This is a genomic window from Streptomyces sp. NPDC104581 (genome assembly GCF_055583685.1).
In genome coordinates, this window is record NZ_JBVJNN010000002.1 from 133,580 (window position 1) to 148,976 (window position 15,397).

9 protein-coding genes are annotated in these 15,397 nt (G+C 67.8%); 8 read left to right on the forward strand and 1 reads right to left on the reverse strand.

Annotated features, from left to right (window positions below):
* Positions 1–136: 136 nt before the first annotated feature.
* Complete coding sequence (locus ACZ61E_RS02180) at positions 137–3,979, reverse strand: GH92 family glycosyl hydrolase (RefSeq protein WP_469696816.1); 3,843 nt, start codon at positions 3,977–3,979, stop codon at positions 137–139.
* A 649-nt stretch (positions 3,980–4,628) separates the two neighbouring features.
* Here ACZ61E_RS02180 and ngcE point away from each other — a divergent pair.
* From ngcE to dxs, 8 genes are all read left to right on the forward strand, one after another.
* Entirely contained in the window at positions 4,629–6,077 is a 1,449-nt protein-coding gene (gene ngcE / locus ACZ61E_RS02185; RefSeq protein ID WP_469696818.1) for an N-acetylglucosamine/diacetylchitobiose ABC transporter substrate-binding protein, read from the forward strand.
* 48 nt (positions 6,078–6,125) lie between these two features.
* A complete protein-coding gene (locus ACZ61E_RS02190; protein WP_469696819.1) occupies positions 6,126–7,055 on the forward strand; it encodes a carbohydrate ABC transporter permease in 930 nt (309 codons plus the stop codon).
* A complete protein-coding gene (locus ACZ61E_RS02195) occupies positions 7,055–7,978 on the forward strand; it encodes a carbohydrate ABC transporter permease (protein WP_469696820.1) in 924 nt (307 codons plus the stop codon). The genes ACZ61E_RS02190 and ACZ61E_RS02195 overlap by 1 nt, the downstream gene beginning before the upstream one ends.
* A gap of 400 nt (positions 7,979–8,378) precedes the next feature.
* The gene (locus tag ACZ61E_RS02200) at positions 8,379–9,578 is read left to right on the forward strand and encodes an ROK family transcriptional regulator (protein WP_242572660.1); all 1,200 of its coding nucleotides are present in this window, start codon (positions 8,379–8,381) and stop codon (positions 9,576–9,578) included.
* A gap of 121 nt (positions 9,579–9,699) precedes the next feature.
* Positions 9,700–10,812 carry a substrate-binding domain-containing protein gene (locus ACZ61E_RS02205; protein ID WP_469696822.1) on the forward strand — a complete coding sequence of 371 codons (1,113 nt, stop codon included), beginning with the start codon at positions 9,700–9,702 and terminating at the stop codon, positions 10,810–10,812.
* A gap of 196 nt (positions 10,813–11,008) precedes the next feature.
* On the forward strand, positions 11,009–11,797 hold the full coding sequence (locus ACZ61E_RS02210; protein ID WP_469696823.1) for an ATP-binding cassette domain-containing protein: 789 nt from the start codon (positions 11,009–11,011) through the stop codon (positions 11,795–11,797).
* Positions 11,794–13,086, forward strand: coding sequence for a sugar ABC transporter permease (locus ACZ61E_RS02215; protein WP_469696825.1), 1,293 nt, complete (start codon positions 11,794–11,796; stop codon positions 13,084–13,086). Before ACZ61E_RS02210 ends, ACZ61E_RS02215 begins: the two co-directional genes overlap by 4 nt.
* A 243-nt stretch (positions 13,087–13,329) precedes the next feature.
* On the forward strand, positions 13,330–15,267 hold the full coding sequence (gene dxs, locus ACZ61E_RS02220) for a 1-deoxy-D-xylulose-5-phosphate synthase (RefSeq protein WP_469697124.1): 1,938 nt from the start codon (positions 13,330–13,332) through the stop codon (positions 15,265–15,267).
* Positions 15,268–15,397: the final 130 nt, after the last annotated feature.

Genomic DNA, 15,397 nt, shown 5'->3' on the forward strand with positions numbered 1-15,397 from the left:
CGCCGCCTGGCCCCCCGCCAGGACCGCTGCCCATAGCAGCCGGCAACCCCTCCCCCCCCCCCCCCCCCCCCCCCCCCCCCCCCCCCCCCCCCCCCCCCCCCCTCGTCGTACGCCGGGAGCCTCCCGGGTCACCCGGCTACCGCAGCAACTCCACCTCCGAAAGTTCCGGCTGACCCTTCGTCACCAGGCGGTACCTCGCGTACGACCCTGGCGACGCCACCGTGAACGCCCGCGTCTGCTGGTCCCAGTCGAAGCTCTGGCCGGAGCGCCTGTCGAGCGTCTTCCAGCTCTCGCCGTCCGCCGAACCCTGCAACTCCCAGGCGGCCGGTGACTTCTCCGCCGTGGACGACGTCAGCGTGTACTGGACCGCCTTCGTCGCCGACGACACCGGCAGTTTCACCTCGCCGGCCGCCGGACCCGCCGTCTTCGACGAGTTGTCGAAGAGCGCGCCCGTGCCCGTCAGGGCGTCGGTGCGCGGCGACGGCACCTTGTCGTCCTTGGCGATCGACACCGGCGCCGCGTCCTTGCCGGTGCCCCACGCGGACGGCTTCGCGCCCATGTCGAACTCCAGCGTGCCGCCCTTGGCGAGCAGGTCGTGCGGCAGCGCCGTGGAGTTCCACGCCTTGCCGTTGACCTTCAGACCCTGTACGTAGACGTTCTTGTCGCTGTTCTTCGGCGCGGAGACGACGAGCTTCCTGCCGTTCTCCAGGTGCACCGTCGTCTTCGTGAAGAGCGGCGAGCCCACCGCGTACTCCCCGCTGCCCATCACCAGCGGGTAGAAGCCCATCGCGGAGAAGAGGAACCAGGCCGACTGCTCGCCGTTGTCCTCGTCGCCGTGGTAGCCCTGCCCGATCTCGCTGCCGGTGTAGAGGCGGCCGAGCACCTCGCGGACCTTCTCCTGCGTCTTCCAGGGCTTCGAGGCCGCGTTGTACATGTACGTGGCATGGTGCGCGACCTGGTTCGAATGGCCGTACATGCCCATCCGGACGTCCCGCGCCTCCGTCATCTCGTGGATGACACCGCCGTACGAGCCCACGAACTCGGCGCCCGCGGTCTCCGGCGTCGCGAAGTACTCGTCCAGCTTGTCGCCGAGACCGGCCCGTCCGCCGTAGAGGTTGGCCAGACCGCGGGAGTCCTGGGCCGCGGTGAAGGCGTAGCCCCAGCCGTTCGTCTCGGTGTAGTCGTAACCCCACACCCGCGGGTCGTACTTGTCGCTCGGGACCCGCCAGTCGCCCTTCAGGTTGCGGCCCTGGAAGAAGTCCGCGTCCTTGTCGAAGAGCGTGACATAGCTCTGCGCGCGGTTGCGGAAGTACTCGGACTCCTCCTGGTACCGCTTCTTGCCCGTCTCCCGGTAGAGCTTCCGGCCCATCTCCGCGATGCCGTAGTCGTTGAGGTAGCCCTCCAGCGACCATGACAGGCCCTCATGGGTCTCCGTGGAGGCGTAGCCGAGGAACGGCGAGGTCTCCATCCCCTTGCGGCCCACACCCGAACTCGGCGGCTTCACCGTCGCGTTCTTCAGCGCCGCCTCGTACGCCGCCTTCGCGTCGAAGTCGACGCCCTTGACGTAGGCGTCGGCGAAGGCCACGTCCGAGCTGGTGCCGGTCATCAGGTCCGCGTAGCCGGGGGAGGACCAGCGGGAGATCCAGCCGCCGTCCTTGTACTGCTGGACGAAGCCGTCCACCAGCTCGCCCGCCTTCTTCGGCGTCAGGAAGGAGTACGCGGGCCACGTCGTCCGATAGGTGTCCCAGAAGCCGTTGTTGACGTACACCTCACCCGTGACGATCTTCGCGCCCGTGTGGGTGGGGGAGTCGGTCCCCATCTTCGGTACGAAGGGGCTCGCGTACTGCTGCCTCGGCTTCTGCTTCGTACCCGTGTTCTCGAAACCGGAGTTGGGGTACAGGTAGAGCCGGTAGAGGCTGGAGTAGAGCGTCGTGAGCTGGTCCTTGTTCGCGCCCTCGACCTCCACCTTCCCCAGCACGCCGTCCCAGGCCCGCTGCGCGTTCTTCTCGACCCGCTCGAAGCCGAGGTCGGCCGGCAGCTCGTCCGCCAGGTTCTTCTTCGCCTGGTCGACGCTGATCAGCGAGGTCGCTATCCGCAGGTTGACCGTGCGGTCCTGGCCCGCGTCGAAGCGCAGGAAGCCGGTGACGTCCTTGCCGCCGCCGCCCGGCAGCTTGCCGCTGTCGGTGACCTCCGCGTCGAAGACGCCGTACACGAACATCCGGGTGGCGCCCGCCGACAGACCGCTCTTGACGTCCGAGTAGCCGGTGAAGGACCGGTTCCCGGGGTCGAGGGTCAGTCCGCCCGCGTTGGTGATGTTGTCGAGGACGACGCTCGCGTCGTCACCGGGGTAGGTGAACCGCATCGCCGCGGCGTGGTCGGTCGGGGTGATCTCCGCCTTGAGACCGTTCTCGAACGTCACGCCGTAGTAGTGCGGCCTGGCGATCTCGTTCTCGTGGCGGAACGGCAGCGCGCGCTCGGAGCGCGACGCGTCCGGAGTGCCGCCGGCCGCCGACGGCATCAGCTGGAAGGTCTGCCGGTCGCCCATCCACGGGCTCGGCTCGTGGCTCGCGGACAGCGCCTCCAGGGTGGGGAGGTTGTCGCCGTTGTTGCCGCGCGCGTACTCGTACAGCCAGCTCGTCGACCCCGCGTCCGTCACCGGCGTCCAGAAGTTGAAGCCGTGCGGCACGGCCGTGGCCGGGAAGGTGTTGCCGCGCGAGAAGGAGCCGCTGGAGTTGGTGCCGCGCGTGGTGGAGGCGTAGTCCGAGAGGTGCGCGAGGCGCTTCTCGGGGGCCTTCACCGCCAGCGCGATGTCGTCCACCCAGCCCTGGAACTTCGCCGGGCCCTTGGGGGAGTCGTACGCCACGAGTATCCGGTCCACCGTCTTTCCGGCGGCGACGGAGCCGATCCGGGAGGCGACGGCGTTCCACTGGTTCACGTACAGCCGCTTCGCGGCGCCCTGGCCCTGCGGGGTGAGCGGGCCGCCGTGCGAGTCGAGGGCCTTCAGATCGCTCAGGTAGGTGCCGTCGGTGAAGGCGAGGTCCACCGACACGTTCGTGGCCGGGTAGTTGAGGTCGGTCTCCGGCATGGCGGGATAGATCTTGTACGACAGCTCCGTGTTCGCGCGCACGCGGGTGTTGACGTCGAAGACCTTGTTGTACGAGTAGCCGCGCCCCTCCGGCTGGTGCGAACCGGCGTACTCCAGCGCGCGCTTGCCGGTGAACCCGGCGTTGGACTTGGCGGTGGGGGAGCCGCCCGGGCCGCCGTCGACCTGGCTGCGCATGTCCGCGGGCGGCGGCGTCGTGGTGTCGCCGTCGGAGAACTGGACGTCGGCGAGCTGGGTGGCGTCACCGGCGCCGTTGTTCTTGGTGATCTCCAGCCGGTAGTGCGCGTACTCGGTGGAATTGTCGAAGTCGTAGGACTTTGTCTGGAATCGCTCGCCGAAGGTCTGGTCCACCTGGGTGTCGAGGGTCTTCCAGTCCTTCCCGTCCGGCGATCCCTTGAGGGTCCAGTCCTTCGGGTCGCGCTCGGCGTGGTCGTTCGCCGAGGTCAGCGCGTAGGTCACGACCTTGACGGGTGTGTCCAGGTCGAATTCGACCCAGGCGGTCGGTTCGAAGGCCAGCCACTTCGTGCTGGACTGGACGTCGACCAGGTTCTCCTTGCCCTCACCGGAGTTCGTGTTCTCGTCGCTGGCCCGCAGCTCCACGACCCGGTCGGTGACATTGCCCGGTATGCCGGCGTTGAACTCGCCGTTCACGCCGGAGGACCGCTTCTTGCCGTCAGGTCCGGTATCGACCGTATTGCGCCAGTCCGGCTGGGTGTCGCCCTCTTCGAAGGACGACGCGAAGGAGTCCTTCGCCGCGTCGGCCTTCGCGGGCTGTGCCACGGCCGCCGACGGTGCGGTGACGACGAGCAGTGAAGACACAGCCAGCAGGGCGGCGTTGCGGCGCCGCGTGAGCCGGGGTCTTGGTGTGCGCTGCATCCCGAGCCTTCCTCTTTCCGGAAGCATGATGGACAACGTTGTCAAAAATGATGCGCGGGTTAAGTAGTGATACAAGCGGTGCAAGGTGTCAAGGGTGTTGCCGAACTGAGATGACGAGAACAGGCCATTCTGCCCGAGGTGATTCATGGAATGTGCACCTGACCGGCCACGCCGGGAGCGTCCGAGGGCCCGTGCCGGGAGCGCGCGAGTGGTCCGGATATCGCGCACGCGCGATCCGGAAAATACGGCGAGATCCGTACGGATGCCGCACGGGGCCGCTGAAACCCGTCCCAGGTCTCAACTAGGGAAAGACTCCCGCCCAAACCTGCTTTCGATCTTGCTCAGTCGGCGTGAAGTGGACTATACCTGTCGGCGTCCGCCTCGCCGGGTTTCCAGCGGCGAAGGACCGGGAGACGGGGGACGGTTGGGTGCCGGGAAGCACCCCGCCGACATCCATTCGGGCCGTCCCTGCTGTAATCACGCACCACGCTCCACGCACGACAGCACGGGCGACACACACGCCAATCAGCACCACAATCCTGCACGACCCAGCTTCATTTGACCGCGGTGGCGGGGCCCTTCTGCCTCAGGCGAGAAGGACGGGCGACCGGTACACCGCCTGAGTCCTGGAGAAGGCGAGGACTTGAGCATGGGATCCACCTCCGCTCACACCAATGAGGGCCTTGGCCGTCGTGATCTGATCAAGCGTTCAGCCGCAGTCGGCCTGATCACCGTACCGACGATGAGTTTCCTGGCGTCCTGCGCGAGCAGCGACAGCGGCGGCGACGAGAAGGTCGAGAAGGGCAAGACCTCGGCGAAGAACCCCCTCGGAGCCAACGAGACGGCACAGCTCGACGTCGTCATCTTCAACGGCGGCTTCGGCGAGCAGTACGCCATCGACGCGGAGAAGCGGTACAACGAGGCTTTCCCGAAGGCCCCGAAGGTCAAGCACGCGGCCACCGAGAAGATCCAGTCCACGCTCCAGCCGAGGTTCAACGGCGGCACCCCGCCGGACCTGATCGACAACTCCGGCGCCGAGCAGATGGACATGGGCGTCCTGGTCGGCAAGAAGCAGCTGACCGACCTCACGGCCCTGATGGACGCCCCGTCGTACGACGACCCGGCCAAGAAGGTCCGCGACACCCTGCGCCCCGGCATCGTCGAGATGGGCCAGTTCGACGGCGACCCCGTCTGGATCATGTACTACGCCTACACGGTGTACGGTGTCTGGTACTCGCAGAAGGCCCTGGAGGACCTCGACGCGACGTACCCGGAGACGTGGGACGACATGCTCGCGCTCTGCGCCAAGGCGAAGAAGAAGGGCATCGCCGGCTGGACGTACGCGGGCAAGCACCCGTACTACATCCCGTTCTCGCTCTACCCGCTGATCGCCAAGATCGGTGGCGTCGAGGTCCTCGACAAGATCGACAACCTGGAGCCGAACGCCTGGAAGGACCCGGCCGTCAAGACGGCCTTCGAGGCGTACTACGAGCTGTTCAAGAAGGGCTACATCCTCCAGGGCACCCCCGGCCTGGACCACATCCAGTCGCAGACCGCGTGGAGCAAGGGCAAGGCGCTCTTCATCCCCAACGGTTCGTGGGTGGAGAACGAGGCGGCCAAGACCATGCCCGCCGACTTCAACCTCGCCGTCGGCGCGCCGTCCAGCATGGACGCCTCCGACAAGCTGCCCTTCGGTACCCTCTGGGCGTCCGGCGGTGAGCCCTTCATCGTCCCGCAGAAGGCCAAGAACCCCCAGGGCGGCATGGAGTTGCTGCGCATCATGCTCAGCGAGGAGTCCTCGAAGAACTTCACCTCGCAGGTGAAGTCGCTGACCGCCCTCAACGGCGGCACGGACGGCATCGAGCTGACGCCCGGCCTCAAGTCGGCCGTCGCCACCTTGGAGAAGGCGGGCGAGAACGTCGTCAACCCGCGTATCCAGGACTGGTACGTCAAGCTCCAGAAGGAGCAGATCGGTGTCGCCGGACTCGGCGAGATGATGGCCGGGCGCGCCACCCCCGCCGAGACCATCAAGAAGATCCAGGGCTACGCGGATGCCGCCGCGAAGGACCAGTCCATCAAGCACTACAAGCACCAGTGAGCAGGCGTCACCAGCGGCGGCATCCGCACACAGATCGGGGTCGGATCCATGCAGCACGGTAAATACCGGTTCATCGTGGGGTTCTTGGTCGCCCCCTTGGCGTTGTACGCGATCTTCGTCATATGGCCGTTCATCCAGTCCATCTACTACTCGTTCACGGACTGGACGGGGCTGAGTTCCGACTTCAAGATGGTGGGCTTCGACAACTACACGAAGATGTTCGACGACGACATCTTCTGGAAGTCGTTGCAGCACAGCGTGCTGTTCGTGCTGCTGCTGCCGCTGGTGACGCTCGCCCTCGCCCTGTTCCTCGCCTTCATGATCAATGTCGGCGGGCGGCAGCGGAAAGGCGCGACGATCACGGGTGTACGCGGTTCGGGTTTCTACAAAATCGCGTATTTCTTCCCGCAGGTCCTCTCCATCGCGATCGTCGCCCTGCTTTTCCAGTTCGCCTACAACCCGGAGAGCGGCGCGATCAACGCGGCACTCTCCGCGGTGGGTCTGGACAGCATCCAGCCGCTCTGGCTGGGTGACCCGGATCTCGCGCTCTGGTGCGTGATGGCGGTGCTGATCTGGAGCACGGTCGGTTTCTTCGTCGTCCTCTTCTCCGCCGGAATGGCCTCCATTCCGAAGGACTACTACGAGGCGGCGCTGCTCGACGGAGCGGACCGGTTCACGACCTTCTTCAAGATCACGCTTCCGCTGCTCTGGGACACCGTGCAGGCGGGCTGGATCTACATGGGCATCCTGGCGCTCGGCGCCGAGGCGTTCGCGGTCGTACAGATCATGACCGTGGGGCCGGGCGGTGGCGGACCCGACTACTCGACGACGGTCCTGCCGCTGTACGTCTACCAAACGGCCTTCAGAGACGCCCAGGCCGGTTATGCCACAACGATCGGTGTCGCTCTGCTCGTGGTGACGCTGTCCTTCGCGGCAGTCGTGACGAAGCTGGGCCGGCGCGAGCGGCTGGAGTTCTGATGAAGACCACTGACACAACTCCCGCCGCCCTGGCCGAGGAGCCGCGGGACCGGCCGCCGGTGACCAGGACCGGCGCGGTACCGGAGAGGGACAAGCGCGAGGGCACCGTCCTCAACGTCTTCTCGCACGGCGTGCTGGTCATCTGGGCGCTGCTGGTCGTCCTGCCGCTGCTGTGGGCGGTGATGTCCTCCTTCAAGGACGACAACTCCATCTTCAGCTCGCCGTGGGCGCTGCCGGACAAGCTCCACTTCGAGAACTGGTCACGGGCCTGGACCCAGGCGCACATGAGCGACTACTTCCTCAACACCATCCTGGTGGTGGGGGGTTCACTGGTCGGCACGCTGGTGCTCGGCTCGATGGCGGCGTACGTCCTGGCGCGCTTCGAGTTCCCCGGGAACCGTCTCATCTACTTCCTCTTCATCGGAGGGATGAGCTTCCCGATCATCCTGGCGCTGGTCCCGCTGTTCTTCGTCATGAACAACATGGGGCTGCTGAACACCACGCACGGTCTGATCCTGGTGTACATCGCCTACTCGCTGCCGTTCACGGTCTTCTTCCTGTCGTCCTTCTTCAGGACGCTGCCGACCTCGGTGGCGGAGGCGGCGATCATCGACGGCGCCTCGCACACCAGGACGTTCTTCCAGATCATGCTGCCGATGGCCAAGCCGGGTCTGATCAGCGTGGGGATCTTCAACTTCCTCGGCCAGTGGAACCAGTACATGCTGCCGACGGTGCTCAACACCGACCCGGACAAGAAGGTGCTCTCGCAGGGCCTGGTGCAGCTCGCGGTCAGCCAGGGCTACAAGGGCGACTACTCCGGGCTGTTCGCCGGACTGGTGATGGCGATGCTGCCGGTGCTCGCCGCCTACATCATCTTCCAGCGTCAGGTCGTCGCGGGTCTGACGGCGGGGGCGCTCAAGTAGCGGCGCAGCCCCTCCGGGCGCCCGCGCCGCCCCTCCGGTCCCGCCGCTCCACCGCACCGCCCTCCGGCCTCCCGCCGGGGGGCGGTTCGCCGTGTTCCGGGACCGCGCGGCGACCGTGCGGCGACCACGCGGCGGGGGTTCGTTCGGTATCCATCCCGAGCCGATGGACTGTTTTTCGCCACCAGACCCCTGTTGAATTCGCCAAATCGGGGATGTTCGCAGGTCAGATGCGTAAGAACGGTGCTCATCCGAGTCCGGCACTGCTCAAGGTCTTGACGGGAAGCGGCCCCAAAGGCTGAGCTTAGAGTTCACAAGTTGGAGATACGTCGGGGTTTCATAGGCGCGACCCCGGCCGGGGGCGGTGGTCGTGCCGCCTGCCAAGGGCAGGAGTGGATCAGTTGTGGAGACTCCAGGGTCGCAGTCGTCTCTGCACCGGGCGAATCTGGAGCGGGTCGTGCGCGCGGTGCGCATGGCCGGCTCGCTCACCCAGGCGGAGATCGCCCGGAGCACCGGACTGTCGGCGGCCACGGTCTCCAACATCGTCCGCGAGCTCAGGGAGGGCGGCACCGTCGAGGTGACACCCACCTCGGCGGGGGGCCGCCGGGCCCGCAGCGTCTCGCTCAGCGGTGACGCGGGCATCGTCATCGGCGTCGACTTCGGCCACACGCATCTGCGGGTGGCCGTCGGCAATCTGGCCCACCAGGTGCTCGCCGAGGAGTCCGAGCCGCTCGACGTGGACGCCTCGTCGGCCTACGGCTTCGGCCGGGCCGAGGAGCTGGTGGAGAGGCTGATCGAGGCCACCGGGATCGGCCGTCAGAAGGTCATCGGCGTGGGTCTCGGGGTGCCGGGCCCGATCGACGTCGTCTCGGGCACGCTCGGCTCGACCTCGATCCTGCCGGGCTGGACGGGGATCAACCCGGGCGAGGAGCTGGCGGGCCGGCTTGGGGTGCCGGTGTACGTGGACAACGACGCCAACCTGGGCGCCCTCGGCGAGCTGGTCTGGGGGAGCGGCCGGGGCGTGAAGGACCTCGCGTACATCAAGGTCGCCAGCGGTGTCGGCGCCGGCCTGGTCATAGAGGGCCAGATCTACCGGGGGCCGGGCGGTACGGCGGGTGAGATCGGGCACATCACGCTCGACGAGTCGGGCCCCGTCTGCCGCTGCGGCAACCGGGGCTGCATGGAGACCTTCACCGCGGCCCGCTACGTACTGCCGCTGCTCAGGTCCAGCCACGGCCGCGATCTGACCATGGAGCGCGTCGTGCAGCTCGCCAGGGAGGGTGATCCCGGCTGCCGCCGGGTGGTCGCCGACGTCGGCCGCCACATCGGCAGCGGCGTCGCGAACCTCTGCAATCTGCTCAACCCCAGCCGGGTGGTGCTCGGCGGTGATTTGGCGGAGGCTGGGGAGCTGGTCCTCGCGCCCATAAGGGAGTCGGTCTCCCGGTACGCGATCCCGAGTGCGGCCAGACAGCTCTCGGTGCTTCCGGGAGCCCTCGGCGGACGCGCCGAAGTGCTCGGCGCGCTCGCACTCGTACTGAGCGAAATGGGCGATTCGACCCTGTTGGAGAGCACGCTGCCCGTCGGCTCGCCTGTCTTCACTTAGATAACGAATGGCACCGTTGTCATCTCGTTAAGGATTTACTCCTTGACGCTGCGTCCGAGGCGGAGTTGACTTCCAGCCACCTCGGCCGCAACGTCGCGGCCTCGTCAGGGAGGTTTCTGAAGTGAACGCACATCTCCGACGTGCTGCCGTGGCCGCCGCCGCCACCGCTATGGCCGTCTCGCTCGCCGCCTGTGGAAGCGCCAAGGAGTCCGGCGATTCCGCGAAGGAGTCGTCGAAGGAGAAGGACGGCCCGCTCACCATTGGTCTGCTCCTTCCCGAGAACCAGACCGCGCGCTACGAGAAGTTCGACAAGCCGCTGATCGAGAAGCGGGTCAGCGAACTGACCGACGGCACCGGCAAGGTCGTCTACGCCAACGCCAAGCAGGACGCGTCGACGCAGAACCAGCAGGCCGACACCATGGTCACCAACAAGGTCGACGCGCTGATCGTGGACGCCGTGGACTCCAAGGCCATCGCGGGCTCGGTCAAGAAGGCCAAGGACGCCGGCATCCCCGTCATCGCCTTCGACCGCCTCGCCGAGGGTCCGATCGACGGCTACGTCTCCTTCGACAACGAAGAGGTCGGCCGCGTCCAGGGCCAGGCGCTCCTGGACGAGCTGGGCCCCAAGGCGAAGGACGGTGACATCGTGATGATGAACGGTGCCATCACCGACCCGAACGCCGCCCTCTTCAAGAAGGGCGCCAAGTCCGTCCTCGACGGCAAGGTGACGATCGGCAAGGAGTACGACACCAAGGAGTGGAAGCCGGAGAACGCCAACGCCAACATGGAGGGCGCGATCTCGGCCCTGGGCAAGGACAAGATCGTCGGCGTCTACTCCGCCAACGACGGCATGGCGGGCGGCATCATCACCGCGCTCAAGGGCGCCGGCATCAACCCGCTCCCGCCGGTCACCGGCCAGGACGCCGAACTCGCCGGCGTGCAGCGCATCGTCGCCGGTGAGCAGTTCATGAGCGTCTACAAGCCGTACCCGGCCGAGGCCGCCGTCGCCGCCGAGATGGCCGTGAAGGTCGCCAAGGGCGAGACCCTGGACTCGATCGCCAAGACGAAGCTCGACAGCGCCACCACCAAGGGCATCCCGTCGGTCCTCGTCCCGGTCGTCTCGCTGACCAAGGACAACATCAACGACACGGTCATCAAGGACGGCATCTACACCGTCGACGAGATCTGCACGGCGAAGTTCAAGTCCAAGTGCGACGCCGCCGGGGTCAAGTAACCGACCGGTCCGACCCGCGGAAACCCGCCCTGAAGCCTGTCCGGCGCCCCGCCCTCACACTGTCCCGCTACCGGGCGGGGCGCCGGACGGACCACTTCAAGGCTTTTCCCGTGTCCCCCGCAGTCCTCTCTTCTGCTCGACCCCCGCGCCCCCACCCCCCGGGCGCGGTATCCCCGCCGGCCAGGCGGCGAAGGAGATGGTTTACGTGACCGCTACGCCCGTGCTGGCGTTGCGAGGGGTCTCCAAGCGGTTCGGTGCCGTGCAGGCGCTCACCGACGTAGAGCTTGAGGTCCAGGCCGGACAGGTCGTCGCCCTCGTGGGCGACAACGGCGCCGGCAAATCGACGCTCGTCAAGACGATCGCCGGAGTCCACCCCATCGATGACGGTGTCATCGAGTGGGGAGGCCGGCCGGTCGCGATCAACAAGCCGCACGACGCCCAGGAGTTGGGCGTGGCGACGGTGTACCAGGACCTCGCGCTCTGCGACAACCTCGACGTCGTGGGCAATCTGTACCTCGGCAGGGAGCTGCGCTCCTGGGGTGTCCTCAACGAGGTCGAGATGGAGCGCCGCGCCCGCGAGCTCCTCAACACGCTGTCGATCCGCATCCCCAGCGTCCGCATCCCGATCGCCTCGCTCTCCGGCGGCCAGCGCCAGACCGTGGCCATCGCCCGCTCCATGCTCGGCGAGCCCAAGCTCGTGATCCTCGACGAGCCCACCGCGGCCCTCGGCGTCGAGCAGACCGCCCAGGTCCTCGACCTGGTCGAGCGGCTGCGCGAGCGCGGCTACGCCGTGATCCTCGTCAGCCACAACATGGAGGACGTCCGCGCGGTCGCCGACAAGGTCGCCGTGCTCAGGCTGGGCCGCAACAACGGCTTCTTCGACGTCGCCAGCACGTCGCAGGAGGACATCATTTCCGCGATCACCGGTGCCACGGACAACGCCGTGACCCGCCGCGCGGCGCGCACCGTGGAGGTTAAGAAGTGAGCTTGGACAAGACCTCCGCACCCGTCGGCACCGCCGACGACGCGCCCGCCCCGGCGGCCGGCGCGACCACCGTCGCGGTGGACCCCCGGCTCCTCGTGCGCGAGCAGGGCTTCGCCGGCTATCTGTCGGAGTTCAAGCGCAAGATGCGCGGCGGCGACCTCGGTTCGATACCCGTCGTCATCGGCCTGATCGTCATCTGGGCGATCTTCACCAGCCTGAACTCGAACTTCCTGACGGCCGGCAACCTCTCCGACATCTCCGTCGCCATGGTCGGCACCGGCATGATCGCGGTGGGCATCGTCTTCGTCCTGCTGCTCGGCGAGATCGACCTGTCGGTCGGCTCCGTCAGCGGTGTGGCGGGCGCCACCTTCGCGGTCCTCGCCGTCACCCACGGCATGGCGGAGTGGATCGCGCTGGTCCTCGCCATCCTGACCGGCGCGGCGGCGGGCGCCGTCCACGGCTTCTTCTTCGCCCGGGTGGGCGTGCCCGCGTTCGCCGTCACCCTCGCCGGTCTGCTGTTCTGGAACGGCTTCATGCTCCAGATCCTCGGCGACAACGGCACCATCAACCTGGACTCCGAGGGTCTGGTAGCCAAGCTGACCGGCTACTACTTCTCCGACGTCGCCGCCGCCTACGCGCTCGCGGTGATCGCCGTGGTCGGCTTCTTCCTGTCGTCGTTCTTCGACAACCGCCGCCGCGCCGCCGCCGGTGTGCCCTCGCGGCCGCTGAGCGAGATCATCGTCCGTACGGCGCTGCTGGCCGTCCTGGCCTTCGCCGTGGCGATCATGTTCAACCAGTACAAGGGCCTGCCCCTGGCCGTGCTGATCTTCCTGGTCGTCCTGGTGCTGACGGACTTCGTACTGCGCCGCACCAGCTTCGGCCGCAAGGTCTTCGCGCTCGGCGGCAGCGTCGAGGCGTCCCGCCGCGCGGGCATCAGCGTCGTCGGCGTGCGGATCGCGGTCTTCTCGATCGCGGGCACCTTCGCCGCGATCGGCGGTCTCTTCATCGCCTCGAAGATCACCTCCGCCAACCAGGGCGCCGGCGCCGGTGAGCTGCTGATGAACGCCATCGCGGCGGCCGTCATCGGCGGCACCAGCCTCTTCGGCGGCCGGGGCCGCACCTGGAACGCGCTGCTCGGTGTGCTCGTCATCACGTCGATCCAGTACGGACTGGCGCTCCAGGGAATCGCCTCGCCGATCCAGTACATGATCACCGGTGGTGTGCTTCTCGCCACCGTCGTCATCGACGCCGTCACCCGGAAGACCCAGAAGACCGCGGGTCGCGCCTGACGCCCGTCGTCGCACGTCGTGCCCGGCACCGGACCCCCGGTGCCGGGCATGTTCGTGTCCCGGACGCGTTTTCGGGGCAGGTGTGACCGTCATGCGTACAGATGCTCGTACGGTGAATGACGCGCCGCCCGATGACGCCCGTCCCGACGGGAACATTAGACTCGGCGGACCGGTACGCCAGATCGTTCAACGCAAGGAGGCACGGTGACACAGCCGCGCGCAGCACGACCGCCCGAGGCGGCGGTGGGCGACGGATGGGACCTGCTGGCCCGGGTCAAGGGCCCGCGTGATCTGGACCACCTCGGCCCCGAGCAGTTGGACCGGCTCGCCGCTCAGATCCGGTCCTTCCTCGTCGACGCCGTCTCCAAGACGGGCGGACACCTCGGTCCCAACCTCGGGGTCGTCGAGCTGACGATCGCCCTGCACCGGGTCTTCGACTCGCCGAAGGACAAGGTCCTCTTCGACACCGGCCACCAGTCCTATGTGCACAAGCTGCTCACGGGACGTCAGGACTTCTCCAGACTCAAGGGCAAGGGCGGCCTGTCGGGCTACCCGTCCAGGGCCGAGTCCGAGCACGACATCATCGAGAACTCGCACGCCTCGACCGTCCTCGGCTGGGCCGACGGCCTCGCCAAGGCCAACCAGGTCCTGGGCCGCGAGGACCACGTGGTCGCCGTCATCGGCGACGGCGCGCTCACCGGCGGCATGGCCTGGGAGGCGCTGAACAACATCGCCGCCGCCAAGGACCGCCCGCTCGTCATCGTCGTCAACGACAACGAGCGCTCCTACGCGCCCACCATCGGCGGCCTCGCGGACCATCTCGCGACCCTGCGCACCACCGACGGCTACGAGCGCTTCCTGGCCCGCGGCAAGGACATCCTGGAACGCACCCCGGTCGTCGGCCGCCCTCTCTACGAGACGCTGCACGGCGCGAAGAAGGGCCTCAAGGACTTCATCGCCCCGCAGGGCATGTTCGAGGACCTCGGCCTCAAGTACGTCGGCCCGATCGACGGACACGACCTGGAGGCCCTGGAATCGGCCCTCCAGCGCGCCAAGCGCTTCGGCGGCCCCGTCATCATCCACTGCCTCACCGAGAAGGGCCGCGGCTACCAGCCCGCGCTCCAGGACGAGGCCGACCGCTTCCACGCCGTCGGCAAGATCCACCCCGACACCGGCCTGCCCATCGCCAGTTCGGGCGTCGACTGGACCTCGGTGTTCGGCGAGGAGATGGTCAAACTCGGCAACGAGCGCGCCGACATCGTCGCCATCACCGCCGCGATGCTCCAGCCCGTCGGCCTGGAGAAGTTCGCCAAGGCGTTCCCCGACCGTGTCTACGACGTGGGGATCGCCGAGCAGCACGGCGCGGTGTCGGCGGCCGGTCTGGCCACCGGCGGACTGCACCCCGTCTTCGCGGTCTACGCGACCTTCCTCAACCGCGCCTTCGACCAGGTCCTGATGGACGTCGCGCTGCACGACTGCGGTGTGACGTTCGTCCTCGACCGCGCCGGTATCACCGGCACCGACGGCGCCTCCCACAACGGCATGTGGGACATGTCGATCCTCCAGTGCGTGCCCAATCTGCGCATCGCCGCCCCGCGCGACGCCGACCAGGTCAGGGCCCAGCTCCGGGAGGCCGTCCAGGTCGACGACGCGCCGACCGTGGTGCGCTTCTCCAAGGGCGCCGTCGGTCCCGCGGTCGCCGCCGTGGGCACGGTCGGCGGCATGGACGTGCTGCGCAGGCCGGCGGAGGGCACCGGCGGCGCCGACGTGCTGCTCGTGTCGGTCGGCGCGCTCGCCCCGATGTGCCTGGAGATCGCCGACCTCCTCGACAAGCAGGGCATCTCGACCACCGTGGTCGACCCGCGCTGGGTCAAGCCCGTCGACGAGGCGCTCGCGCCGCTCGCCGAGGGACACCGGGTCGTCGTCACCGTCGAGGACAACAGCCGCGCGGGCGGCGTCGGTTCGGCCGTCGCCCAGTCCCTGCGGGACGCCGGGGTCGACATCCCCCTGCGGGACTTCGGCATCCCGGCCCGCTTCCTCGACCACGCCTCGCGCAAGGAACTCCTCGCCGAGATCGGCCTGACGGCGCCGGACATCGCCCGCCAGGTCACCGGACTCGTGTCGAGGATCGACGGCCGCATGTCCGGGGCGCTGCCCGCCGAGGAGATCGCCCGCGACTGACCCGACCGAACAGAACGTCGGACGAGCCGGCCGGACTCCCTGTACGGGTGGTCCGGCCGGCTCATCCGTGTGAAAAAGCCCCTTCCGGGTACCCGGCCGCCGACCACCTCTCGATCATGGCGGCAACCAC